The organism is Pseudomonas entomophila, assembly GCF_018417595.1.
Classification (GTDB): Bacteria; Pseudomonadota; Gammaproteobacteria; order Pseudomonadales; family Pseudomonadaceae; genus Aquipseudomonas; species Aquipseudomonas entomophila_C.
Genome location: NZ_CP070982.1, coordinates 4,809,887 through 4,834,038, shown reverse-complemented (window position 1 = coordinate 4,834,038; position 24,152 = coordinate 4,809,887). Strand labels below are relative to the sequence as shown.

The following is a 24,152-nucleotide window of genomic DNA, read 5'->3' as shown; positions in this document are numbered from 1 at the left end:
GGGCGCTGTCTTTCGCAGGCGCTCGGATAATGCGGCTGGCGGCCGATGCCAGCCAGCGGAAAAGCTGCCAGTTTGAGCCTGCCGCGACCTCGATGACAACCCCGTCATGCGGCGTCATGCGCGGCCAAGTGACAGGCGCCGTCAATCACAGGATAATGCGCGCACTTTACATGGAGGTTCGCCCCGGCGAACCGGCATGGGTCTTGGCTGTCCGAATCGTTCGTTTGGCTTTCCGCCCCTGACAACCCAGGAGTGTCTGGTTTGATCGTCTTTCGTTATCTGTCCCGCGAGGTCCTGGTGACCTTGAGCGCCGTCAGCGCCGTGCTGCTGGTGATCATCATGAGCGGGCGCTTCATCAAATACCTGGCCCAGGCGGCCCAGGGCGTGCTCGATCCGGGCGTGCTGTTCATGATCATGGGCTTCCGCCTGCCGGGCTTCCTGCAACTGATCCTGCCCCTGGGGCTGTTCCTCGGCATCCTGCTCGCCTATGGTCGGTTGTATCTCGAAAGCGAGATGACCGTACTATCGGCCACCGGCATGAGCCAGCAGCGCCTGCTGGCGATGACCCTGGCGCCGGCGGCGCTGGTCGCCCTGCTGGTGGCCTGGCTGAGCCTGAGCCTGGCGCCCCTGGGCGTGGCCCAGGTGCAGAAGATCATTGCCCAGCAGGACGCGCTCACCGAGTTCGACACCCTGGTGCCGGGCCGCTTCCAGACCCTGCGTGACGGCTCGCGGGTCACCTACACCGAGCAGCTGTCCGACGACCGCATCAACCTGGCCGGGGTGTTCATCTCCGAGAAGCGCTTCAACCAGGATAAAACCAAGGACCGCGCGCCATCGGTGCTGGTCGCCGAGAAGGGTCACCAGGAAGTGCAGGCCGACGGCAACCGCTATCTCGTGCTGCAGAACGGCTACCGCTATGACGGCAACCCGGGCCAGGCCGACTACCGGGCGATCAAGTACGACACCTACGGCGTGCTGCTGCCCAAGCCGGAGGTCGCCGAAGAGGTGACCGAGCGCGAGGCGATCCCGACCTCCGAGCTGTTCGGCAACCCGGGCGTTCGCGAACGCGCCGAGCTGCAGTGGCGCCTGTCGCTGCCGCTGCTGGTGTTCGTCGTGACGCTCCTGGCGGTGCCGCTGTCCCGCGTCAACCCGCGCCAGGGCCGCTTCCTCAAGCTGCTGCCGGCGATTCTCCTGTACATGGCCTATCTGACGATGCTGATTTCCGTGCGTGGCGCCCTGGAGAAGGGCAAACTGCCTATCTCGCTGGGTATCTGGTGGGTCCATGGCCTGTTCCTGCTCATTGGCCTGGGGCTGATGTACTGGGAGCCGCTGCGTCTCAAGCGTGCCGCTCGCCGTGCGGAGGTGGCCCGTGGTTAAACTGGACCGCTACATCGGCCAGAGCGTGCTGCTGGCCATTCTGGCCGTGCTGGGCATCATCCTGGGCCTTGCCTCGCTGTTCGCCTTCATCGACGAGATGAGCGACCTGAGCGACACCTACACGGTGATGGACGCCGGCAGCTACGTGCTGCTGACCGCGCCGCGCCGGCTCTACGACATGCTGCCGATGGCCGCGCTGATCGGCTGCCTGATCGGCCTGGGCAGCCTGGCCAGCAGCAGCGAGCTGACCATCATGCGCGCCGCTGGCGTATCGATCGGCCGCATTGTCTGGGCGGTGATGAAACCCATGCTGGTGCTGATGCTGGTCGGTGTGCTGATCGGCGAGTATGTCGCTCCGGTGACCGAGAACAAGGCCCAGGCCGACCGTTCGCTGGCCCAGGGCGGTGGCGAGGCACAAAGCTCCAAGCGGGGTATGTGGCACCGCCAGGGCGAGGAGTTCGTGCACATCAACTCGGTGCAGCCCAACGGTCTGCTGCTGGGGGTGACCCGCTATCGCTTCGATGAGGAGCGCAAGATCCAGACCTCGAGCTTCGCTCGCCGGGCGCAGTACCAGGACGGCAAGTGGGTGCTGAACGACGTGGCCACCACCTACTTCCGTGGCGACCACACCGAAGTGGTCAATGCGCCCGAAGAAGTCTGGGACGTGTCGGTGACCCCGGAACTGCTCAATACCGTGGTGCTGGCACCGGAGTCGCTGTCGATCACCGGGCTGTGGGACTACATCCACTACCTGTCCGACCAGGGCCTGAACAATTCCCGCTACTGGCTGGCGTTCTGGACCAAGGTCCTGCAGCCGGCGGTGACCGCGGCGCTGGTGCTGATGGCGATTTCCTTCATCTTCGGGCCGCTGCGTTCGGTGACCCTGGGTCAGCGCGTGTTCACCGGTGTGCTGGTGGGCTTCGTGTTCCGCATCGCCGGCGACCTGCTTGGGCCGTCGAGCCAGGTGTTCGGCTTCCCGCCGTTGCTGGCGGTGGTAATACCTGCTGGTATCTGTGCGTTGGCCGGTTTGTGGTTGATGCGCCGGGCGGGTTGATCCGCCAAACAAGAAGCCGACCCCAGGGTCGGCTTTTTTGTGCCCGAGAAAGGAGCGCTGCCCTCTGTGGGAGCGGCTTTAGCCGCGAAGCAGGCGGCGCGGTGAATGGCACCGGCCAAGCCGGTGTTCGCGGCTGAAGCCGCTCCCACAGGGTCCCGCCAAGGCAACAAGTTGCGTGAGGTTCCATGCGAGTTATTTTTTACGCTTGGGCAGGCGCACCAGCTGCGTTTCGGAATAGATGTCGTGCCAGCTGCGCTGGCGCTTGTCGATCAGCGACCAGAAGAACCCCAGCCCCAGGCACAGCCAGGAGGCGATCGACACCACGAAGCGCAGCAGCGCCTGCCACAGGCTGATGGCGCTGCCGTCGGCGTTCTGTACGCGCATGCCCCACACCTGCATGCCCAGGGTCTGGCCGCCGTGGGTCCAGAACTTGGCGAAGAAGCCGAACAGGGCAAACAGCAGGATCGTCGACAACAATGGGTCGCCATCCAGCGCGCCGGCCTCGGTCAGCTCACGCATGCGCGCTTCGCCGATGATCGCCATCTGGATCATCTTGTAGAGTCCGGCAGTGACAATCAGCAGGGCGGTGCACAGCAGGAAGTCGTAGAACATGGCGGCCAGGCGCCGACCCAGGCCGACCGGTGGGAAATCACCCTGAGGGTTGAGCAGAGGCTTGGACATGCAGGACGGCTCCAGATGGCAAAGGTCCATTCTATGGAATTGCGCGCACAAAAAAGCCCCTGTGGGTCAACACAGGGGCTTTTTTGTGGAAGTCAGATCACTGCTGTGGAATGACTTCGTCGGCTTGCATGCCCTTCTGGCCTTGCACAGCAACGAAGGTCACTTTCTGGCCTTCTTTCAGGCTCTTGAAGCCGTTGCCTTGGATAGCGCGGAAGTGGACGAACAGATCCGGACCGCTTTCTGGGGTGATGAAGCCGTAACCTTTCTCGTCATTGAACCACTTGACGGTACCGTTCTGACGCTCAGCCATTGTCTTATTTCCTATGAAACTTGAATTTTGATGACAGTTTCTTTCACACGTTTGTACGTGAAAGATTACTGGGCTGGGTTGCAGGAAAGTAAGAGACGTCGAACGGGTTGTAGCGGATTGCGGCTACTGGCCCAGGTCACGAACTGTTGCGACCCATGCAAACACAGTGCAGTGACTCTACGCCAACTCCTGAGCGAAAAACAAGCCCTTCCGGCGGGTGGAAATCAGGCTTTTCCCGATAACCGAACGATTTGTCGGAAACGGCGTGGCGCCTGGCCTGGCGCTATGTTCAGAAGTTATTGGACAGGTTCGAAAACGAATATGTCGAACCTGTCCAAACCCCTCATTCAGCCACGGTAGTAACGCTGTGCCACGAAAGGCATTTTGCTGACTTTAAGGGCAACTTGCTTGCCACGGACGACGGCAAACAATGCCGTGTCGAGGGCCGCATGTTCGCTATCGACATAGCCCATCGCGACAGGGGCGCCGAGCGTCGGGCCGAAGCCGCCGCTGCACACTTCGCCGACCACCTTGCCCGCCTGGTCGACGATCTGCGCGCCCTCACGCACAGGCGTGCGTTCCTGGGGCAGCAGGCCGACCCGCTTGCGCGCCACGCCAGCCTGTTGCTGGGCGAACACGGTGTCGGCGCCAGGGAAGCCGCCAGCGCGCGTGCCATCGGCGCGGCGCACCTTGGAGATGGCCCACAGCAGGCTGGCTTCGATCGGGGTGGTGGTGGTGTCCATATCGTGGCCGTACAGGCACAGCCCGGCTTCCAGGCGCAGCGAGTCGCGGGCGCCCAGGCCGATCGGCTGCACTTCGGGCTCGGCCAGCAGGCGACGGGCCAGGGCTTCGGCGGCGGCGGCCGGCACCGAGATTTCGTAGCCGTCCTCGCCGGTATAGCCCGAGCGGCTGACGAAGCAGTCGTTGCCCAGCAGGCTGATCGGGCGGAACTGCATGAAGGTCATGCCGGCCACTTCCGGCGCCAGGCGCTCCAGCACCTTGACCGCCGCCGGGCCTTGCAGGGCGAGCAGGGCACGGGCTTCGAACAGCGGCTGGATCTCGCAGCGATCGCCGATATGCTTGCGCAGGTGCGCCAGGTCCTGGTCCTTGCAGGCGGCGTTGACCACCAGGAACAGGGTGTCGTCACCCAGGTTGGCGACCATCAGGTCGTCGAGGATGCCGCCTTGCTCATTGGTGAACATGGCATAGCGCTGCATGCCCACCGGCAGATCGACGATATCGACCGGTACCAGCGTTTCCAGGGCGCGGGCGGCATCGCTGCCGCGCAGGATGATCTGGCCCATGTGCGAGACATCGAACAGGCCGGCCTGCTCGCGGGTATGCAGGTGCTCCTTGAGCACGCCCAGCGGGTACTGCACGGGCATGTCGTAGCCGGCGAACGGCACCATGCGCGCGCCCAGTTCCAGGTGCAGGGCGTGCAGCGGGGTCTTGTGCAGTGTTTCGGACATCGGTGACTCCTCGTTTTTCATTCGGGTCAACATTCGATGATGTTGACGGCCAGACCGCCGCGGGCGGTCTCCTTGTATTTGCTTTTCATGTCGGCGCCGGTCTGGCGCATGGTGCGGATGACCTTGTCGAGGGAGACGTAGTGCTGCCCGTCGCCGCGCAGGGCCATGCGCACCGCGTTGATCGCCTTCACCGAGCCCATGGCGTTGCGCTCGATGCAGGGAACCTGGACCAGCCCGCCGATGGGGTCGCAGGTCAGGCCCAGGTTGTGTTCCATGCCGATCTCGGCGGCGTTCTCCACTTGCTGTGGGGTGCCGCCCATCACTTCGCACAATGCGCCGGCGGCCATCGAGCAGGCCACGCCCACCTCACCCTGGCAGCCGACCTCGGCACCTGAGATCGAGGCGTTTTCCTTGTAGAGGATGCCGATGGCCGCGGCGGTGAGCAGGAAGCGCACCACGCCGTCCTCGTTGGCGCCGGGGACGAAGCGCATGTAGTAGTGCAGTACCGCCGGGACGATGCCGGCCGCGCCGTTGGTCGGCGCGGTGACCACGCGGCCGCCGTAGGCGTTTTCCTCGTTCACCGCCAGGGCATAGAGGTTGACCCAGTCGAGCACCGACAGCGCATCGCGCAAGCTCGCCTCCGGATGACGGCTGAGCTGGCGATACAACGCCGGCGCCCGGCGCTTGACCTTGAGCCCGCCGGGCAGGATGCCCTCATGCCGGCAACCGGCTTCGACGCAGTCCTGCATCACCTGCCAGATGCGCAGCAGGCCGGCGCGGGTCTCGGCCTCCGGGCGCCAGGCGGCTTCGTTGGCCAGCATCACCTGGCTGAACGACAGGTGCTGCGCGGTGCAGTGGCCGAGCAGTTCCTTGCCGGTCTTGAACGGGTAGGGCAGCACGGTGCTGTCCTCGACGATGCGGTCATGGCCCGCCGCGTCCTCGTCGACCACGAAGCCGCCGCCCACCGAGTAGTACTCGCGGCTGCGGATCTGCAACCCGGCCTGGTCGAAGGCGCGGAAGATCATGCCGTTGGGGTGGTAGGCCAGCGGCTTGCGGATCATCGCCAGGTGTTGCTTCTCGACGAAGACGATATCGTGCTCGCCGAGCAGGCACAGGTGGCCGCTGTCGCGGATCGCCTGCAGGCGGGCGGGGATGGATTCGGTGTCGACGGTATCGGGGTGTTCGCCTTCGAGGCCCAGCAGCACGGCCTTGTCGCTGCCGTGGCCTTTGCCAGTGGCACCCAGCGAGCCGTACAGCTCGGCCTTGACGCTGACCGTGCTGGCCAGCAGGCCGTCACGGCGTAGCCCTTCGGCGAAGCGCGCGGCGGCGCGCATCGGGCCGACCGTGTGGGAGCTGGAGGGGCCGATGCCGATCTTGAACAGGTCGAAGACGCTCAGGGACATGCTGACCTCCTAACCGGCGCTTGAGGTTGATGGTGACCCTGTGGGAGCGGGTTTACCCGCGAATGCATCAGTGAATTCACTGTCGCATTCGCAAGTAAACCCGCTCCCACAGGAGCCGAGGCCCGCCTCACGGGGATGGGCAGGCCTGAGGGCCATCAGACGTCCTGATAGCTCTCGATCGACGGGCAGGCGCAGACCAGGTTGCGGTCGCCGTACACGTTGTCGACCCGGCCCACCGGCGGCCAGTACTTGCCTTCCACCAGGCTTGGCAGCGGATAGACCGCTTGCTCGCGGCTGTAACCGTGGGTCCACTCGCCGGCCAGCTCCGCCGCAGTGTGCGGGGCGTTTTTCAGCGGGTTGTCGTCCTTGTCCAGGCTGCCATTCTCGACGGCGCGAATCTCTTCGCGGATCTGGATCATGGCGTCGCAGAAGCGGTCCAGTTCTTCTTTGGACTCGCTTTCGGTCGGTTCGATCATCAGCGTGCCGGCCACCGGGAAGGACATGGTCGGGGCGTGGAAGCCGAAGTCGATCAGCCGCTTGGCCACGTCGTCGACGCTGATGCCGCTGGTATCCTTGAGCGGGCGCAGGTCGAGGATGCATTCATGCGCCACCAGGCCGTTGCCACCGGTGTACAGCACAGGATAGTGCTCTTCCAGGCGGCGGGCGATGTAGTTGGCGTTGAGGATCGCCATCTGCGAGGCGCGCTTCAAGCCCGCACCCCCCATCATGCGAATGTACATCCAGGTGATCGGCAGGATGCTGGCGCTGCCGAACGGCGCGGCGCAGACCGCGCCCTGGGTGTTTTCCAGCGCGGCGTGGCCAGGCAGGAACGGCGCCAGGTGCGATTTGACGCCGATCGGGCCGACGCCCGGGCCGCCACCGCCGTGGGGGATGCAGAAGGTCTTGTGCAGGTTCAGGTGCGAGACGTCGCCGCCGAACTTGCCCGGGGCGCACAGGCCGACCATGGCGTTCATGTTGGCGCCGTCGATGTACACCTGGCCGCCGTTGCCGTGGATGATCGCGCAGATCTCGCCGATGGCTTCCTCGAACACGCCGTGGGTCGACGGGTAGGTGATCATGATCGCCGCCAGGCGCTCGCGGTGTTCGATGGCCTTGGCGCGCAGGTCGTCGATGTCGACGTTGCCGCGGGCGTCGCAGGCGGTGACCACCACGCGCATGCCGGCCATGTGCGCGGTGGCGGGGTTGGTGCCGTGGGCCGAGGACGGGATCAGGCAGATGTCGCGGTGGCTGTCGCCGCGGCTGCGGTGGTAGGCGCGGATCGCCAAGAGGCCTGCGTACTCGCCCTGGGAACCGGCGTTCGGTTGCAGCGACACGGCGTCATAGCCGGTGGCGGCGCAGAGCATGGCTTCCAGCTCGGTGGTCATCTGCAGGTAGCCCTGGCTCTGCTCGGCCGGGGCGAACGGGTGCAGGTTGCCGAACTCGGCCCAGGTCACCGGGATCATCTCGCTGGCGGCGTTGAGCTTCATGGTGCACGAGCCCAGCGGGATCATGCTGCGGTCCAGCGCCAGGTCCTTGTCGGCCAGGCGGCGCAGGTAGCGCATCAGCTCGGTTTCGCTGTGGTAGCGGTTGAACACCGGGTGCTCGAGGATGGCCGACTGGCGCAGCAGGGCGGCCGGCAGGCGCGCGGCGACGGTCGCGGCCAGGGCGGTGAAGTCCGGGGTGGCCTGGCCTTCGGCGAACAGCTGCCACAGGGCCTCGACATCGGCCTGGCTGCTGGTCTCGTCCAGCGACAGGCCCAGGTGGGCGGCGTCGACCTGGCGCAGGTTGATGCCCTGGGCGCGGGCCTTGCCGTGCAGGGCGCTGGTGGCGCTGCCGGTGGCCAGGGTCAGGGTGTCGAAGAAGTCGCCGGTGACCACTTTAATGCCCAGCTTGGTCAGGCCGGTGGCAAGAATCGCGGTCAGCGCGTGGGTGCGTTCGGCGATGCGCTTGAGGCCGGCCGGGCCGTGGTACACGGCGTACATGCTGGCGATGTTGGCCAGCAGCACCTGGGCGGTGCAGATGTTGCTGGTGGCCTTCTCGCGGCGGATGTGCTGCTCGCGGGTCTGCATGGCCAGGCGCAGGGCGCTCTTGCCGAAGCGGTCGATCGACACACCGACCAGGCGGCCCGGCATGTCGCGCTTGAACGCGTCGCGGGTGGCGAAGTAGGCCGCGTGCGGGCCACCGAAGCCCAGCGGCACACCAAAGCGCTGGGCGCTGCCGATGGCCACGTCGGCGTCGAACTCGCCTGGCGGAGTGAGCAGGGTCAGGGCCAGCAGGTCGGCGGCCACGGCCACCAGGGCGCCGGCGGCGTGGAAGCGCTGCACCACCTCGCGGTAGTCGAACACGTCGCCGTTGCTGGCCGGGTATTGCAGCAGGGCGCCGAAGAAGGCGCTGACCTCGCCCAGTTCACGCTCGTCGCCCACCACTACTTCGATGCCCAGGGGTTCGGCGCGGGTGCGCAGCACGTCGAGGGTCTGCGGGTGGCAGTGCACCGAGGCGAAGAAGGCGTGGCTGGCCTTGTTCTTCGACAGGCGCTTGCAGAAGGTCATGGCTTCGGCGGCGGCGGTGGCTTCGTCGAGCAGCGAGGCGTTGGCGATCGGCAGGCCGGTGAGGTCGCTGATCAGGGTCTGGAAGTTCAGCAGCGCTTCCAGGCGGCCTTGGGAAATCTCGGGCTGGTACGGGGTGTAGGCGGTGTACCAGGCCGGGTTTTCCAGAAGGTTGCGCAGGATCGGCGCCGGGGTGTGGGTGTTGTAGTAACCCTGGCCGATGTAGCTCTTGAACAGCTGGTTCTTGCCGGCGATGGCTTTCAGCGCGGCGAGGGCGTCGGCCTCGCTCTGGCCGTCTTCGCTGCCGAGCACGCTGGTGCCCTTGATGCTGTCGGGGATGACGGCGGCGGTCATCGCTTCCAGCGAGTCGAAGCCCAGCGCGTTGAGCATGGCCTGCTCGTCAGCGGCGCGCGGGCCGATGTGACGGGCGATGAATTCGTTGGCGGTGCCGAGGTTGATGGTCATGGTGCGGTACCTCAGGCGTCGTCGTTGGCTTTGAGCAGGCGGTCGTAGGCGTCCTGGTCGAGCAGGGCGCTTACTTCGTTCATGTCGGCGGGTTTGAAACGGAAGAACCAGCCTTCGCCCAGCGGGTCTTCGTTGACCAGCTCGGGGCTGTCGTTCAGGCCTTCGTTGACCGCGACCACTTCACCGGCCAGCGGCATGTACACGCCGCTGGCGGCTTTGACCGATTCCACGGTGGAGGCTTCGGCGCCCTTTTCATACTGCTGCAGTTCCGGCAGTTGCACATAGACCACGTCGCCGAGGGCGTTCTGGGCGTAGGCGGTGATGCCTACGGTGACGCTGCCATCAGTTTCGACACGCAGCCATTCGTGATCTTCGGTGAAACGCAACTCGCTCATGGGAATTCCTCGGGAAGCAGGGGGCGTTGGGCGTGGTTGGGCCACGCTCTTAAGGTTGGAATTCCCTTAGCAATAATGCGGCCAGACTATAAATATCTTTATAAATCAGATGGTTAGGTTGTTTGTTCGAAATGCGGTCCGTCTGCGTGGAACGAAATCGATACGCATGGATAACGATTCGAAAGCGCTGGAGGATCAAACCCTTGCGTAGACGCATCTGAATCGTTGCGGAATGATTTAATTACACTGGATTGAAATCGATACGGCTAAGCCACGTCGAACTCGATCCAGGTGCGCCGCTGGTCGTTGCCCTGGCCGACGCTGCCCACCCGAAGTGCCTGGATTGAGCCGGAAGGCGCCTGGAAGGGCGCTGTTCCATTCAAGAGTTGCGCGTCGTCGGCACGTACGACCCGCTGGTGGCACTGGGTGTCGAGGGCCGCCAGCAATGATGGGAACGGCATTCGGCCCCAGCGCACCGTGCCCGCATCCTGCGCGTTGGTGGGGATGAAGGCCGCCAGGTCCTCGCTGGTCATCAGTTCGAGCCCCTTGGCCTTTGCCGTCGCGTTCTCGCTGCCGTGGTGGCCCACTTTGTAGTAGACCGTGCGCTTCAGCAGGTCGGGGCCGGTCACGGTCGTCCCGTCGGGCATCTTCCAGGCCGCATCCTGCCAGCTCAGCCAGTTGCCGATCTGCGCGTCGGCGGCGAACAGGACCACGCGCCCGGTCGCCACGATCTCGAAGGCGAGGACCAGGCTGGTGTTGTTGATCTTGTTGTCGAGTTGCATCGCCAGCGTGCCCGCGCCGCTCAGCCAGTCGAGGTCGATCCGGCGCCAGGCCTGGTCGGTCGCGCTTGCATCGACGGTCTTCGCGGATTTACCCGTGTCCAGCAGGTCGGAGCGGTCGCTCGGGCCGTAGTAGTGCGCATAGGCGAAACGGCCGATGGGGTCTGCCGCGAACGTCTTGCCTGGGCGCGTCAGTTCGCTCAGTGGCGTGCCCTGGCTGGCGTCGAAGGGCGCCGTCGGGTCGGTGAAGCCGCTGCCCGATGCCGCCGCGCGAAACGCATTCGAGAGCGATTCGGCAGTGCGCAGGCCTTGCAGGCTGTTGGCCATCGGGTAGCGCTCACCGACACGGTCGATGATGTCGAGGTAGTCGGCGTTTCGCGAGGGGGCCAGGACATATACCCGGACCGCGGGTACGCCGGGCATGTCGAGGGGGGCGACCGTGGGTTCGAGGTACCTGACGCCTGCCTTGCCCAGCTTGGCGGCGGCGTCGCGCATGGCGCGAACGGTCTCACCCTGGGCGCCGAAGCTGAAGGCCAGGAGCTGGTCGAGGCCGTCGCGCAACGCGCTGCTGCCTGCCGCGTTCGCGCCATGCAACTGCCGGCTGGCGCCGGACAGCGCGCTCAGGGCCTGCTGCTTGAACCTGTCCAGTTGCCGGGCCTGGGGATCGCTGGGGGATTCGGTCCAGGCCATCCACACCTCGCCGACGCTGAAGCGTGAAAACCGGTTGGAGGACTCGCGGAAGGCGCTGATGTGGTCGGTATGTTCGTGGGTCAGCACCAGGATGTCGAGCTTGCCGCCGGTCTGTTGGTAGATGTCGTCGACGATGTCGTCGATGATCTGCGAGCCCCCCTTGATGGCCGTGTGGATCCCGCAATCGATGAGCATCCAGCAGGTGCCGCCATCGGCTTTGCCGAAGCGCAGCAGGTGGCAGTCGCCAATGCCCTGGCAGTAGTGGCGGATGGTGAAGCCTGGCTGGTCAGTGGGCATGGCCGAACTCCCCGTTGTGGGTGTGCAGAAGCGCGAACGGCTCGCTCGGGGTGTCCGCGAAGTAGAGGGCTTGCAGCGCGCCGAAGCCACTGCCCGAGGCGCTCTGCCGCTGTCGGGCGAGGCGGCTCTCGCTGCCGCAGTTCTTGACGATGGCGTAGCGGATTTCGCAGTGGTTGCGGCGTGGGTCGATGATCAGCGTCACGCCACCGCGGAACCACATCTGTGGCCCTTGCGGGTCACTCGGGTCCACCGGCACGCGCCGGCGCTGCATGATCGTTGCCACCACCTCGGTGAACAAGCTGCCATCGGGGGCGACACGGCGTGCGGGGCGCACGCTGGTAACCGAGAAATTGGTCTGGCCGGTGGCCGCCTGTTTCACGATCTCTCCGTCCTCCGTGTACTTCGGCACATCGGGCAGCAGGCCGAATGCCGGGTACAGTTCAGGGTGGCGTCCGAGGAGCTTGGAGAGGCGATCCCACAGCATCTTGCGGTTGGTTTCGTTGAGACTATGGATCGCCTCCCGATCGAGCTTGAGGTCCCAGCCAAAGTCGAGGTCCTTGACCAGCGCGTTCAGCCATTTCGGCTGTGTATCGACCAGCGTGCCCCAGGCCAGGGACTCTTCCGAGACAGTGCGCACATCCGCTGGCAGCAGGTTGCGCTTGCGGAAGGCGTCCATGAAGGCGACGCGGTAGTGGAACCGGTCGACGGCCACCAGATCGATATCGGCGGTGATCAGTGCGCGCAGGTACTCACCGAAGGTGATATCGACGGCGGGGCAGTAGTCCAGCGCACGGATGCAGATGCGCAGCACATGGCGGGCGGTCTTGCAGGTTTCTTCGGTCAGCCGTTCGACCAGGTCGGGGAGCAGCGCGCCCCTGGGCAGTAGCCCGCTGCCGTTGGTGGCGATGCGGACCAGGTCCGCCGTGCGCCGGTCGACGATGCTGAGGAACGCTTCATAGACCGCCGAGACGAGGATCGAGCCCCGTGCGTGCACCTCCAGCTCGTCGGGGTAGCTGGGCTTGTTGCCTTTGGCGAGGTAGTCGCGCAGTGGCCCGCCGCGGTTGGTCCCTTCGCCGAACTGCTGGGCCAGGGAGCCCAGCAGTTTCGCCGCATCCAGCCGGCCACGGGCCTGGCGCACCTGGAAACGCACCAGCTCGGGGATCGAGAAGTGCTGGAACAGCGCGACGATATCGGCGAATGCCTCGTGAAACGCTGGCACATCCGGGTTGGAGGCATCCTGGAAGCTGCGGTGCAGGCCATCGAGCAGGGCGTGGGACATCTCGTGGGCGATGATGTCGCTGGACAGGCAGGCAAACACCATGCTGCCGCCAGGGGTGGCGGCGGTCGCCGTCGAGGTGGACTGGAAGTAGCCGAACAGCAGCGCCACCTTGTCGGGGCTGTAGTAGGCGTTCTCGGTGCGCAGTGCGTGGGGGTAGATCCGCAGCCTGCGCACGCTGTGGTACTCGTAGTGCGGCTCACTTAGCCCGCCGGTGCCCGCGACCTTGCGCGAAGCCCAGAGCACACGCCGGCCCAGGGCTTCCTCGAAGTTCCTGATGGTCTTCATCGCCACCGCGTAGACCATCTGCTGGTGGAAGGCCGGGTTGCCTTCCGAGGGGGGCCAGCCATCCTGGGCCAGCAGCTTCGGCTCGTTCAGGTCCACCGGGTCGTAGAGGCGGTCGGAGGCGGGGTCGATGTCGACGATCTCGAGGTATTCGCCCACCGGTCCGGGTTCGAGTTTTTCCCAGGGGACATTGATGATGGTCTCGTTGATCTCGACGGAATCCAGCCGCTTGGCGATGGACGGGTCAAGCGCATAGACGCGCAGGCGCCGTGGCGGGGTGGGGAGTTGCTTGGTCTTGCGTGCGATGCGTGGGCCCTCGGCTACCGTGACGGGGCCCGTGGCAGGGGCGCCTTGGGGCCGGCCCAGGTGCTTCTCGAGGAAGGCTTTCAGAGGCGCTGAAGGATTGCCGGAGTCGAGTGCCGCCTCAAGGTAGCGATTGAGCAAGGCCGCTGGCACATCAGCGCCGCTTTCGCCGTCGGGCAGCGCCTCGTCCACTGCGCGATGGCGCTGCGCCATTTGCGTCAATTCGAGCGCAAGCATCTGCTCGACCGCTGAAGCCTGGTCCGGGGCGAGCGAGGCGCCGCCAGCACCGGTGATCAGGTTGAGCCAGCTCCAGCTGGGCTCTGCCGGTGAGGTCTTCACGAGCACGTCCTTGGCCGGTGGAGCAATGCCAAGTGCCGCGTTCGCCTGCAGCACGCCCCGTCCGATTTTCTCGAGGGTTTCCTCCGCGTCCATGGCACCAGTGGTTTTCATGGCCGATCCGAACAGGGCCGCGCGAGTCGCTTCGACGCGCATCCAGGGTTCTGGATAGCTGGCAAGTTGCGCTTGGTGGCTGGCCATCCACAGCGCGGCGGCGGCTGCCAGTTGCGGCGTGGCCGAGGAGGTGCCCGCGCCATCCATGCTGACCAGGTTGCCGCAGCCGAACTCGGCCCAGGGCACGTTGGGGGTGAAGGCGCCCATTGCCGTCTGCATCTTCGACGCCGGCCCATAGTTGCCTTGCATGGTACCCGGGCTGAGGCCGGCGTAGGCGCGCCCGTTGGCCATCACCCCGCAGGCCGCGAGCACGCGCTTGAAGCGGGCGGGGAACACGATCGAGCCGGGTGTCGGTGCCCAGGCGTAGTTGTTGCCTGCTGCGGTGACCATGAACACGCCGTGTTCGTAGGCCAGGTTGACCGCATCGGCGAGGGCGCGGGAGGACAGGCCGCCCATGCTCATCGACAGGATGTGCACCTTCTGTTGCACCGCGTACTGGAAGCCCTGGACCATGCTGCCGGTCGAGAAGCGCACGACCCAGTCGGCGATGCGGATGGGAATGACGGTGGCGTATGGCGCGCCGCCGACGAAGCCGGAAAAGCCTTGCGCGATGGCGGGGTTGTTGACTTCGTTGCCGGCCAGGAGGCTCAGCGTGGCATGGCCATGGCCCTGGTTGCGCACGGCCGTCCAGCCATCCGGTGTGCGATCGGTGGCGTCGTTGGGGTGATCGCTATCGCGGAAATTCCGTTGGTTCTGCTTGTCGAGGTGCAGGGGCAGGGAGGCGTGGTTCGGGTCGTAGCCGGTGTCCAGGTGCGCGATCCTGATGGCTTGCTGCTGGTCCTCGGCGACCTTGCTCCGTGCAGTGCCCAGCTGCGAGAAGCGGTCTTCGAGGTGCCACTGGTTGTCATCCTTTACCACGGCCTTCTGGCCTGACTTGTCCTGAGGGTGAAAGGTGCATGCCGCTGCGGCCAGCGCGCTCGCAGGCGCTGGCGACTCGGTGAACCAGGCTTGCTCGATGTCCGGTTCGACGAACTCGATTTGCGTGCTGCCGGTGGCGGCAAAACCCGCGCCGTGGGCCAGCATGGCATGGGCGGCGTCCCAGGGGTTGCTCGTGGGTGGCAAGGGTGCACGGTACCAGGTCGATCCCTGTGCGCCCGCCACGCCTGCCGCGCCGGTGATCCCGGGTTGGGCGGGAAGCGTCAGGATCGCTTCCATGTCCGGCGCGCCGACCGCGGCGGCCAGCCCCTGCCTGTGTCCGTCGCTCAAGCTCCCGCGAATCTTGACCAGCAGCGCCTGTGCCATGGTGTCCCTCCCTGTCCATGTCGAATCCCCTGCGCAGGTTGATGGCAGGGTGCCTTCAGCGTAGCCGGTCCTGGCCATCGCGCCGTCGCGCCCATTGTAGGAGCGGCTTCAGCCGCGATGCAGGCACCACGGTGTGTGGCACCCGCATCGCCGGTGATCGCGGCTGAAGCCGCTCCTACAGTGTCAGGCCTTGCTGGGGATGCCGTACTTGCGCAGGCGCTGGGCAATCGCCGTATGCGAGGTCTGCAACCGCCCGGCCAGCTGCCTTGTCGAGGGATAGCTGGCGTACAAGCGCTGCAGCAACTCCCGCTCGAAATCCCCCACCGCCTGTTCCAGGCTCGCCACCTCGCCATCCTGCCCACGGGCCACCGAGGTGCCGGCGATGTCCAGGTCGCCGATGTCCACCACGTTGCTCTCGCAGATGGCTGCGGCGCGGAAGATCACGTTCTGCAACTGACGCACGTTGCCCGGCCAGGGGTTGCCCAGCAGCGCCGGGTGAGTGGCCGGGGCCAGGCGGCAGGGTGGGCGCTGGATCTGGGTGCAGGCCTGCTGCATGAAGTACTGCGCCAGGGACAGGATGTCCTGGCCGCGATCGCGCAGCGGCGGCACTTGCAGGTTGAGCACGTTGAGGCGGTAGAACAGGTCTTCGCGGAAGGTGCCTTCGGCGACCATGCGCTCCAGGTCGCGGTGGGTGGCGCTGATGATGCGCACGTCCACCTTCACTTCACGGTCGCCACCCACGCGGCGGAAGCTGCCGTCGCTGAGAAAACGTAGCAGCTTGGCTTGCAGGTAGGGCGACATCTCGCCGATTTCGTCGAGGAACACCGTGCCCTGGTTGGCCAGCTCCATCAGCCCGGGCTTGCCGCCACGTTGCGCGCCGGTGAAGGCGCCGGGGGCATAGCCGAACAGCTCGCTCTCGGCCAGGCTCTCGGGCAGCGCCGCGCAGTTGAGTGCCAGGAACGGCGCGGCGTGGCGGCTACTGATGGCATGGCAGGCGCGGGCCACCAGCTCCTTGCCGGTGCCGGTCTCGCCATGCACCAGCAGCGGTGCGTCGAGGGTGGCCACACGCAGGGCGCGGGCCTTGAGGGTGCGGATGGCCGGGGAGTCGCCGAGCATGGCGTCGAAGCCTTCGGCGTGATCATGGTGCAAGGCCGACAACCGCTCGCCCATGCGGTTGGGCGGGTACAGCGTCAGCAGGCCGCCGGCGTGGGTGATCGGCGTGGCGTCGAGCAGCAGGCTCTGGCCGTTGAGCTGCATCTCGCGCATGGGCAGGTGGAAGTTGTTGTCCAGCAACGCTTGCAGCAGGTCGGGGTCGCCGAACAGCTCGCCCACCGAGCGCCCGGCCGATTCGCGGCCGCACAGGGCGATCAGCGCGGGGTTGGCCAGCAGCACCTTGCCGGCGCTGTCCACGGCCAGCACCGGGTCGCTCATGGCGGCGAGCAGGGCGTCGAGCTGCAGGTGGCGGCGTTGGCCGGGGAGGATGTCGACCACCTCCACCGACTGCACGCCGCGCACTTCGAACAGGGCGTCGTGCAGCTCTTCGAGCACGGCGGGACTGAGGGTGGGGGCGTCGATGTAGACGTTCGGCGGGACCATCTCCACGGCATCGAGGTTCAGGTTGCGGGCGCCGAGCAGGGCCAGGACTTCCTGGGTGATGCCGACGCGGTCGATGAAGCTGACGTGGATGCGCATGGGGGGCAATTATGGCCGAGGGAGGCCGTAGTATGCCTTGGGAGCCGGGGCTAGCCCAACATTGCCGGGGGCGCGTTGCGCCCCTTTCGCGACGCAAGGCCGCTCCCACAGGTATCTCACCGCTTTTAGATACGGCGTTTTACCTGTGGGAGCGGCCTTGTGTCGCGAAAGGGCTGCGTAGCAGCCCCAGAAGTCACTCGAGGTGTTCAGGTTTGATCGGGTCGCCCGATTTCACATCCAACTTGGTGCGAATGTCTTCGAACATATAGTCATACAGCTTGTGCGGCGAGCCGAGGTTCTCGAACTTCTTCGGTGGCGGCAGGTACGACTGGGCCTTGCGGCTCAACTGCATCAGAAAGCTCGGCAGCACCTGGTCCTTGGCCAGGAAGAATTTCTCATCGACGGTCTTGCCCTCGATGTGGCCGTGCATGCGGAACTGGATACCTCTGCCTTCCTTGGGATCGGTTGCCGCCTCGTATTCGATATTGAGGTCGTAGCTGTGGTCGTTCGTGTTCAGCGCGGTGCGCTCAATGTGTACATGACCGGGCGCGTACTGGGCCATGGCGGAATCCTCCGGAAGGTTGAAAACGGCGGGTGCCAGGCACCCGCCAACTGCATTCAACGGTAGCTGATACCGGGCTTCTGCGTGGAAACCCGAGTGCCGGCGGTACCCTTGACGATGTCCTCGATGTTTTCCAGCGAGCTGATCACCGCCACCTTGCCGGTGTGGCGGGCGAAATCGCAGGCGGCCTGGACCTTCGGCCCCATGGAACCGGCGGCGAAGCCCAGCCGTTCAAGCTCGTCCGGGTGCGCCTGGGCAATGGCTTTCTGGGTCGGCTTGCCCCAGTCGATGTACGCCGCGTCGACGTCGGTGGCGATGATCAGCAGGTCGGCGTCCAGCTGTTCGGCCAGCAGCGCCGAGCACAGGTCCTTGTCGATCACCGCCTCGATGCCCTTGAGCTTGCGGTTCTCGTCATACAGGGTGGGGATGCCGCCGCCGCCGGCGCAGATCACGATGCTGCTCTTCTCCAGCAGCCACTTGATCGGGCGGATCTCGAAGATGCGCTTGGGTTTCGGGCTGGCCACCACGCGGCGGTACTTGTCGCCGTCGGGCTTGACCACCCAGCCTTTCTCCTTGGCCAGGCGCTCGGCCTCGTCCTTGGCGTAGACGGGGCCGATGAACTTGGTCGGGTCCTTGAATGCCGGGTCGTTGGCGTCCACTTCGACTTGCGTGAGCAGGGTGGCGAATGGCACATCGAAGGCCAGCAGGTTGCCCAGCTCCTGTTCGATCATGTAGCCGATCATGCCTTCGGTCTCGGCACCGAGCACGTCCAGCGGATAGGCTTCGTCCGGCTTGTACGACAGCCCCTGCAGCGACAGCAGGCCGACCTGCGGGCCGTTGCCGTGGGCGATGACCAGCTCGTTGCCGGGGTGGATCTTGGCGATCTGCTCGGTGGCGGTGCGGATATTGGCGCGCTGGTTGTCGGCGGTCATCGGCTCGCCGCGGCGCAGCAGGGCGTTGCCGCCCAATGCAACAACGATACGCATGGGGAATGTCCTTTATCGAAAGAGAGTGAAACGCCGCTGTAAGGGTTGCAGGGGCCCCTGTGGGAGCGGGCAAGCCCGCTCCCACAGGTACAGTGCAAGCCTCAGGAAAGCGGTAGAGGCTTACAGGTCAGCCAGGGTCGACACCAGGATCGCCTTGATCGTGTGCATGCGGTTTTCCGCCTGCTCGAAGGCGATGCAGGCCGGCGACTCGAACACGTCATCGGTCACTTCGATGCCGTTGGCCAGGTCCGGGTACTGCTCGGCGATCTGCTTGCCGACCTTTGTTTCGGAGTTGTGGAACGCCGGCAGGCAGTGCATGAACTTGGAACGCGGGTTGCCGGTGGCCTTCATCAGTTCCTTGTTCACCTGGTAGGGCTTGAGCAGCTTGATGCGCTCGCCCCAGGCTTCGATCGGCTCGCCCATCGACACCCAGACGTCGGTGTGGACGAAGTCCACGCCCTTGACCGCAGCTTTCGGGTCTTCGGTCAGGGTGATGCGCGCGCCGCTTTCCTCGGCGTATTTATGGCAGCGCTCGACCAGGTCGTCGTGGGGCCACAGGGCCTTGGGCGCGGCGATACGCACGTCCATGCCGAGCTTGGCGCCGATCAGCAGCAGCGAGTTGCCCATGTTGTTGCGGGCATCGCCCAGGTAGGCGTAGCTGATGTCGTGCAGCGGCTTGTCGCTGTGCTCGCGCATGGTCAGCACGTCGGCGATCATCTGGGTCGGGTGGTATTCGTCGGTCAGGCCGTTGAACACCGGTACGCCGGCGAACTTGGCCAGCTCCTCGACGATCTCCTGCTTGAAGCCCCGGTACTCGATGGCGTCGTACATGCGCCCGAGCACGCGGGCGGTGTCCTTCATGCTCTCCTTGTGGCCGATCTGCGAGGAGTTGGGGTCGATGTAGGTGACGTTGGCGCCCTGGTCATAGGCGGCGACTTCGAAGGCGCAGCGGGTGCGAGTGGAGGTCTTCTCGAAGATCAGGGCGATGTTGTTGCCCTTCAGGTGCTGCTGCTCGGTACCGGTGTACTTGGCGCGCTTGAGGTCGCGGGACAGGTCCAGCAGGTAACGCAGCTCGCGGGTGCTGTGGTGTTCGAGGCTGAGCAGGTTGCGGTTGTGGATGTTGAACGCCATGGCGGTTCTCCTTGGATTCGGTGATCGGCCCGGCCGGCACCGGGTAGGTGCGGCCGGGGGATGGACGTTTAGTAGTCGATGGGGTCGCGGATGATGGGGCAGGTCATGCAATGGCCGCCGCCGCGGCCGCGGCCCAGTTCGCCGGCGCTGATGGTGATGACCTCGATCCCGGCCTTGCGCAGCAGGGTGTTGGTGTAGGTGTTGCGGTCGTAGCCAATGACCACGCCGGGCTCGACGGCCACCACGTTGTTGCCGTCATCCCACTGTTCGCGCTCGGCGGCGAAGCTGTTGCCGCCGGTTTCGACCACGCGCAGCTTGACCCCCAACTGCTCGCCGACCACCTCGATGAACGACTTGTTCTCGCGACGCACGTCCATGCCGTAAGGCTTGCTCTCGTCGGGGCGGATGATGAACGGCACGATCTCTTTCACCACTTCCGGGAAGACCGTGACCAGGTCGCGGTCGCAGAAACTGAACACGGTGTCCAGGTGCATCGCGGCGCGGGACTTCGGCAGGCCGGCGACGATGACTTTCTCCACCGCGCCCTTGGCGAACAGGTTCTGTGCCAGCTGGCCGATGGCCTGGCGCGAGGTGCGCTCGCCCATGCCGATCAGCACGATGCCTTTACCGATCGGCATCACGTCGCCGCCCTCGAGGGTGGCGTTGCCGTGGTCCTTGTCCGGGTCGCCGTACCAGACCTGGAATTCGCCTTTTTCGGTGAACTCCTTGTGGAACTTGTAGATGGCGGTGGTCAGCAGGGTTTCCTGGCGTCGCGCCGGCCAGTACATCGGGTTCAGTGTCACGCCGCCGTAGATCCAGCAGGTGGTGTCGCGGGTGAACTGGGTGTTGGGCAGCGGCGGCAGGATGAAGCTGGAGTGGCCGAGGTAGTCGTTGTACATCTTGACCACGCTGGCACCTTCGCTTTCCGGCAGGTCCTGGCCGGCCACGCCGCCAATCAGGAATTCGGCCAGGTGGCGTGGGTCCAGCCCTTCGAGCCAGCTGCGCACTTCGTTGGTGAGGCCGACGCCGACGGTGTCGGAGGTGATCTTGCGGTCGAGAATCCACTTCAGCGCTTCGGGTTGCTGGACGATGTCGGTCAGCAGGTTGTGCATTTCCAGCACGTCGACGCCGCGCTCGCGCATCTTGGTGACGAAGTCGAAATGGTCGCGCTTGGCCTGGTCGACCCAGATCACGTCGTCGAACAGCAGTTCGTCGCAGTTGCTCGGGGTCAGGCGCTTGTGCGCCAGGCCCGGGCTGCAGACCATCACTTTGCGCAGTTTGCCGGCTTCGGAATGAACGCCGTATTGCTGTTTCTCAGTGGACATGGTGAATCCTCCTGTAAAGCGAAGTCGTGGTTCAGAGCGTCAGGAAGCCGTCGTACAGGCCGTAGGCCGCCACCAGGGCGCCCGCGACCACGGCGGCGAAGATCAGTTTTTCCACGTTGGTGAAGATCGGTTGGCCGACCTCGCGCTTGGCCTTGGCGAACAGGATCGCGCCAGGGGCATAGAGCAGGGCCGAGAGCAGCAGGTATTTCACGCCGCCGGCGTACAGCAGCCAGATCGCGTAGAGCAGGGCGATGCCGCCGATGATCAGGTCTTTCTTGCGTTCGGCCAGGGCCTGTTCGTAGGTTTCGCTGCGCACCGCCAGCAGTACCGCGTAGGCCGCCGACCACAGGTAAGGCACCAGGATCATCGAGGTGGCGAGGTAGATCAGCGACAGGTAGGTGCTGTTGGAGAACAAGGTGATGACCAGGAATATCTGCACCATGGCGTTGGTCAGCCACAGGGCGTTGGCCGGCACATGGTTCTGGTTCTCGCGGCGCAGGAACTCCGGCATGGTGTGGTCTTTCGCGGCGGCGAACATGATCTCGGCGCACAGCAGCACCCACGACAGCAGCGCCCCCAGCAGCGAGATGATCAAACCGACGCTGATCAGTACCGCGCCCCAATGGCCGACCACGTGTTCAAGTACGGCCGCCATCGACGGGTTCTGCAGCTTGGCCAGTTCCGGCTGGGTCATCACGCCCAGCGACAGCACGTTGACCAGCACCAGGAACAGCAGCACGGTGACGAAGCCGATGACCGTGGCCTTGCCCACGTCGGAGCGTTTTTCCGCACGGGAGGAGAAGATGCTCGCGCCCTCGATGCCGATGAACACCCACACGGTGACCAGCATCATGTTGCGCACCTGGTTCATCACGCTGCCAAGCTCTGGCGTGCCAAGGGCCCAGATATCCGCAGTGAACACATCGAGCTTGAAGGCGAACAGGCAGATCAGGGCGAACAGCGCCAGTGGCACGACCTTGGCCACGGTGGTGACCAGGTTGATGAACGCCGCTTCCTTGATGCCGCGCAGCACCAGGAAGTGCACCGCCCACAGCAGGATCGACGCGCCGATCACCGCCGCCGGGGTGTTGCCTTCACCGAACACCGGGAAGAAGTACCCCAGGGTGCTGAACAGCAGCACGAAGTAGCCGACGTTGCCGAGCCAGGCACTGATCCAGTAGCCCCAGGCGGAAGAGAAGCCCATGTAGTCGCCGAAGCCGGCCTTGGCGTAGGCGTACACCCCGCCGTCGAGGTCAGGTTTGCGGTTGGCGAGGGTCTGGAAGACGAAGGCGAGGGTGAGCATGCCCACCGCGGTGATGGCCCAACCGATCAGCACGGCCCCAACGCCGGCGCTGGCGGCCATGTTCTGCGGCAACGAGAAGATCCCGCCGCCAATCATCGAGCCGACGACAAGTGCAACAAGTGCACCGAGTTTTAGTTTTCCGGGAGAATCAGACATTTAACGACTCCGTACCAGGAGAAAGTTGACCTCAGAATAAATCTGACGCCTGGATCATTCGCTGACTTAGATCAGTTCATGCCCGCATGAAGATCAGAAAAATCCCTCATGCGCCTCCTGGAGGATGCCGACAGCTCTGACGCAGGCCTTGTGCGCTGGCACCTCCATGTCCTTCTGGAGCAAACGCTCCGTTTCGCCTGCGAACTGTGAAGTTAGACCGTTTTAGGGTTTTCGCAAATTTTTCACAGTAATTAGCGACAGGTTTAGACGGCGCGTGAAGTATCCGACAACTGTGATTTTTATGAGGGGGATGCCATAGACATTCCGGTTATGAGTGCTATAGGGTTAATGGCTCGTTTTGATAAAAAACTTGTAACAATGATGTTGGTAAATACGTTTACGCGCGCCCGCGCACGAGGAACCCCATGAGCGAACCGGGACAGAAACTGCGCCTTGGCGCGCTCATCGCGCTGGTGGTCGGCTCGATGATCGGTGGCGGGATCTTCTCGTTGCCGCAGAACATGGCCGCGCGCGCCGACGTGGGGGCCGTGCTGATCGGCTGGAGCATCACCGCGGTGGGCATGCTGGCCCTGGCGTTCGTGTTCCAGACCCTGGCCAACCGCAAGCCGGAGCTGGATTCCGGGGTGTATGCCTACGCCAAGGCCGGCTTCGGCGACTACATGGGCTTCTCTTCGGCCTGGGGCTACTGGATCAGCGCCTGGTTGGGCAACGTCGGTTATTTCGTGCTGCTGTTCAGCACCTTGGGCTTCTATTTCCCGGTGTTCGGCGAAGGCAACACGCCGGTGGCCATCGGCTGTGCCTCGCTGCTGTTGTGGGCCGTGCATTTCCTGGTGCTGCGCGGCATCAGGGAAGCGGCGTTCATCAACCAGGTGACCACCGTGGCCAAGGTGGTGCCGTTGCTGATGTTCATCGTCATCGCCGCCTTTGCCTTTCGCGCCGACATCTTCACCCGCGACATCTGGGGGCTGAGCAACCCGAAGTTCGGCAGCGTGCTCGAGCAGGTGCGCAACATGATGCTGGTGACGGTGTTCGTGTTCATTGGTATCGAGGGTGCCAGCGTCTATTCCGGGCGTGCGTTGCACCGTTCGGACGTGGGCAAGGCGACGGTGGTGGGCTTTCTCGGGGTGCTGGCATTGTTGGTGCTGGTCAACGTGCTGTCGTTGGGGGTGATGACCCAGCCTGAGCTGGCGGGGTTGCAGAACCCTTCGCTGGCTTCGGTGCTGGAGCATATCGTCGGCCCCTGGGGCGCGCTGTTGATCAGCATCGGGTTGGCGGTTTCGCTACTGGGGGCGCTGCTGTCGTGGGCGCTGCTGTGCGCCGAGATCCTGTTCGCCACCGCCCGCGACAAGACCATGCCGCGCTTCCTGGCGCGGGAGAACCAGAACCATGTGCCGGCCAATGCCCTGTGGCTGACCAACGTGATGATCCAGGGCTTCCTGCTGATCACCCTGTTCTCGGCGGGCACCTACACCAGCCTGATCTACCTGGCGTCGTCGATGATCCTGGTGCCGTACTTCTGGTCGGCGGCCTACGCGGTGTTGCTGGCGCTTCGAGGGGAGAGCTACGAAGGGCAGGCCGGGTTGCGGCGCAAGGACCTGCTGGTGGCGGTGATCGCGTTGTTGTATGCAGTGTGGCTGCTGTATGCCGGCGGGCTCAAGTACGTGCTGCTGTCGGCGCTGCTGTACGCGCCGGGGGTGATCCTGTTCGCCCATGCCAAGCGCGAGCAGGGGCAGGTGTTGTTCACCGCCTGGGAGAAGCTGATATTCGCGGCGGTACTGGTCGGTGCGGGATTGGCCGCGTACGCACTCTATTCCGGGCTGCTGAGCCTGTAGGAGCCAGCCTTGCTGGCGAAGGGCGCACCTCGGTGTACCGGGCAAGGCTGCGCCTTGCATTC

17 protein-coding genes are annotated in these 24,152 nt (G+C 64.9%); 3 read left to right on the top strand and 14 right to left on the bottom strand.

Annotated elements, in window-relative coordinates; genetic code table 11:
* Positions 1 to 261 precede the first annotated feature (261 nt).
* Positions 262 to 1,377, top strand: coding sequence for an LPS export ABC transporter permease LptF (gene lptF, locus JYG34_RS21095; protein WP_213658187.1), 1,116 nt, complete (start codon positions 262 to 264; stop codon positions 1,375 to 1,377).
* Positions 1,370 to 2,431, top strand: a complete 1,062-nt coding sequence (gene lptG, locus JYG34_RS21090; protein ID WP_213658186.1) for an LPS export ABC transporter permease LptG — start codon at positions 1,370 to 1,372, stop codon at positions 2,429 to 2,431. The genes lptF and lptG overlap by 8 nt, the downstream gene beginning before the upstream one ends.
* A 192-nt stretch (positions 2,432 to 2,623) precedes the next feature.
* Here lptG and JYG34_RS21085 read toward each other — a convergent pair whose 3' ends face one another.
* From JYG34_RS21085 to arcD (JYG34_RS21020), 14 genes are all read right to left on the bottom strand, one after another.
* Positions 2,624 to 3,112, bottom strand: a complete 489-nt coding sequence (locus JYG34_RS21085) for an RDD family protein (RefSeq protein ID WP_213658185.1) — start codon at positions 3,110 to 3,112, stop codon at positions 2,624 to 2,626.
* Between the two features lie 97 nt (positions 3,113 to 3,209).
* The gene (locus tag JYG34_RS21080; protein ID WP_213658184.1) at positions 3,210 to 3,422 is read right to left on the bottom strand and encodes a cold-shock protein; all 213 of its coding nucleotides are present in this window, start codon (positions 3,420 to 3,422) and stop codon (positions 3,210 to 3,212) included.
* A 347-nt stretch (positions 3,423 to 3,769) separates the two neighbouring features.
* On the bottom strand, positions 3,770 to 4,891 hold the full coding sequence (gene gcvT, locus JYG34_RS21075) for a glycine cleavage system aminomethyltransferase GcvT (protein ID WP_213658183.1): 1,122 nt from the start codon (positions 4,889 to 4,891) through the stop codon (positions 3,770 to 3,772).
* Between the two features lie 26 nt (positions 4,892 to 4,917).
* Entirely contained in the window at positions 4,918 to 6,294 is a 1,377-nt protein-coding gene (locus JYG34_RS21070; RefSeq protein ID WP_213658182.1) for an L-serine ammonia-lyase, read from the bottom strand.
* A 155-nt stretch (positions 6,295 to 6,449) separates the two neighbouring features.
* Positions 6,450 to 9,305: an aminomethyl-transferring glycine dehydrogenase gene (gene gcvP, locus JYG34_RS21065; protein WP_213658181.1), complete on the bottom strand. Its 2,856-nt coding sequence runs from the start codon at positions 9,303 to 9,305 to the stop codon at positions 6,450 to 6,452.
* A gap of 11 nt (positions 9,306 to 9,316) precedes the next feature.
* Positions 9,317 to 9,700, bottom strand: a complete 384-nt coding sequence (gene gcvH / locus JYG34_RS21060) for a glycine cleavage system protein GcvH (RefSeq protein WP_213658180.1) — start codon at positions 9,698 to 9,700, stop codon at positions 9,317 to 9,319.
* A gap of 266 nt (positions 9,701 to 9,966) precedes the next feature.
* A complete protein-coding gene (locus JYG34_RS21055; RefSeq protein WP_213658179.1) occupies positions 9,967 to 11,466 on the bottom strand; it encodes an MBL fold metallo-hydrolase in 1,500 nt (499 codons plus the stop codon).
* Positions 11,456 to 15,082, bottom strand: coding sequence for a S8 family serine peptidase (locus tag JYG34_RS21050; protein WP_213658178.1), 3,627 nt, complete (start codon positions 15,080 to 15,082; stop codon positions 11,456 to 11,458). Before JYG34_RS21050 ends, JYG34_RS21055 begins: the two co-directional genes overlap by 11 nt.
* Positions 15,083 to 15,265: 183 nt before the next feature.
* The gene (locus JYG34_RS21045; RefSeq protein ID WP_213658177.1) at positions 15,266 to 16,774 is read right to left on the bottom strand and encodes a sigma-54-dependent transcriptional regulator; all 1,509 of its coding nucleotides are present in this window, start codon (positions 16,772 to 16,774) and stop codon (positions 15,266 to 15,268) included.
* A gap of 193 nt (positions 16,775 to 16,967) precedes the next feature.
* A complete protein-coding gene (locus tag JYG34_RS21040) occupies positions 16,968 to 17,336 on the bottom strand; it encodes a DUF5064 family protein (RefSeq protein ID WP_213658176.1) in 369 nt (122 codons plus the stop codon).
* A gap of 56 nt (positions 17,337 to 17,392) precedes the next feature.
* Positions 17,393 to 18,322, bottom strand: a complete 930-nt coding sequence (gene arcC / locus JYG34_RS21035) for a carbamate kinase (RefSeq protein ID WP_213658175.1) — start codon at positions 18,320 to 18,322, stop codon at positions 17,393 to 17,395.
* 120 nt (positions 18,323 to 18,442) lie between these two features.
* Positions 18,443 to 19,453: an ornithine carbamoyltransferase gene (locus JYG34_RS21030; RefSeq protein ID WP_011535483.1), complete on the bottom strand. Its 1,011-nt coding sequence runs from the start codon at positions 19,451 to 19,453 to the stop codon at positions 18,443 to 18,445.
* 68 nt (positions 19,454 to 19,521) lie between these two features.
* Positions 19,522 to 20,778, bottom strand: a complete 1,257-nt coding sequence (gene arcA / locus JYG34_RS21025; RefSeq protein ID WP_213658174.1) for an arginine deiminase — start codon at positions 20,776 to 20,778, stop codon at positions 19,522 to 19,524.
* A gap of 31 nt (positions 20,779 to 20,809) precedes the next feature.
* The gene (gene arcD / locus JYG34_RS21020) at positions 20,810 to 22,237 is read right to left on the bottom strand and encodes an arginine-ornithine antiporter (RefSeq protein ID WP_213658173.1); all 1,428 of its coding nucleotides are present in this window, start codon (positions 22,235 to 22,237) and stop codon (positions 20,810 to 20,812) included.
* Between the two features lie 425 nt (positions 22,238 to 22,662).
* On the opposite strand from arcD (JYG34_RS21020), the gene arcD (JYG34_RS21015) reads away from it, so the two are divergent.
* Positions 22,663 to 24,090 (top strand): arginine-ornithine antiporter, encoded by a 1,428-nt coding sequence (gene arcD, locus JYG34_RS21015; protein ID WP_213658172.1) that lies wholly within the window; start codon positions 22,663 to 22,665, stop codon positions 24,088 to 24,090.
* Positions 24,091 to 24,152: the final 62 nt, after the last annotated feature.

Bases quoted from the DNA above. Each gene is read 5' to 3' on its own strand.
- JYG34_RS21085 (WP_213658185.1), bottom strand. From the start codon at position 3,112: ATGTCCAAGCCTCTGCTCAACCCTCAGGGTGATTTCCCACCGGTCGGC.
- JYG34_RS21080 (WP_213658184.1), bottom strand. From the start codon at position 3,422: ATGGCTGAGCGTCAGAACGGTACCGTCAAGTGGTTCAATGACGAGAAA.
- gcvT (WP_213658183.1), bottom strand. From the start codon at position 4,891: ATGTCCGAAACACTGCACAAGACCCCGCTGCACGCCCTGCACCTGGAA.
- JYG34_RS21070 (WP_213658182.1), bottom strand. From the start codon at position 6,294: ATGTCCCTGAGCGTCTTCGACCTGTTCAAGATCGGCATCGGCCCCTCC.
- gcvP (WP_213658181.1), bottom strand. From the start codon at position 9,305: ATGACCATCAACCTCGGCACCGCCAACGAATTCATCGCCCGTCACATC.
- gcvH (WP_213658180.1), bottom strand. From the start codon at position 9,700: ATGAGCGAGTTGCGTTTCACCGAAGATCACGAATGGCTGCGTGTCGAA.
- JYG34_RS21055 (WP_213658179.1), bottom strand. From the start codon at position 11,466: ATGCCCACTGACCAGCCAGGCTTCACCATCCGCCACTACTGCCAGGGC.
- JYG34_RS21050 (WP_213658178.1), bottom strand. From the start codon at position 15,082: ATGGCACAGGCGCTGCTGGTCAAGATTCGCGGGAGCTTGAGCGACGGA.
- JYG34_RS21045 (WP_213658177.1), bottom strand. From the start codon at position 16,774: ATGCGCATCCACGTCAGCTTCATCGACCGCGTCGGCATCACCCAGGAA.
- JYG34_RS21040 (WP_213658176.1), bottom strand. From the start codon at position 17,336: ATGGCCCAGTACGCGCCCGGTCATGTACACATTGAGCGCACCGCGCTG.
- arcC (WP_213658175.1), bottom strand. From the start codon at position 18,322: ATGCGTATCGTTGTTGCATTGGGCGGCAACGCCCTGCTGCGCCGCGGC.
- JYG34_RS21030 (WP_011535483.1), bottom strand. From the start codon at position 19,453: ATGGCGTTCAACATCCACAACCGCAACCTGCTCAGCCTCGAACACCAC.
- arcA (WP_213658174.1), bottom strand. From the start codon at position 20,778: ATGTCCACTGAGAAACAGCAATACGGCGTTCATTCCGAAGCCGGCAAA.
- arcD (WP_213658173.1), bottom strand. From the start codon at position 22,237: ATGTCTGATTCTCCCGGAAAACTAAAACTCGGTGCACTTGTTGCACTT.
- arcD (WP_213658172.1), top strand. From the start codon at position 22,663: ATGAGCGAACCGGGACAGAAACTGCGCCTTGGCGCGCTCATCGCGCTG.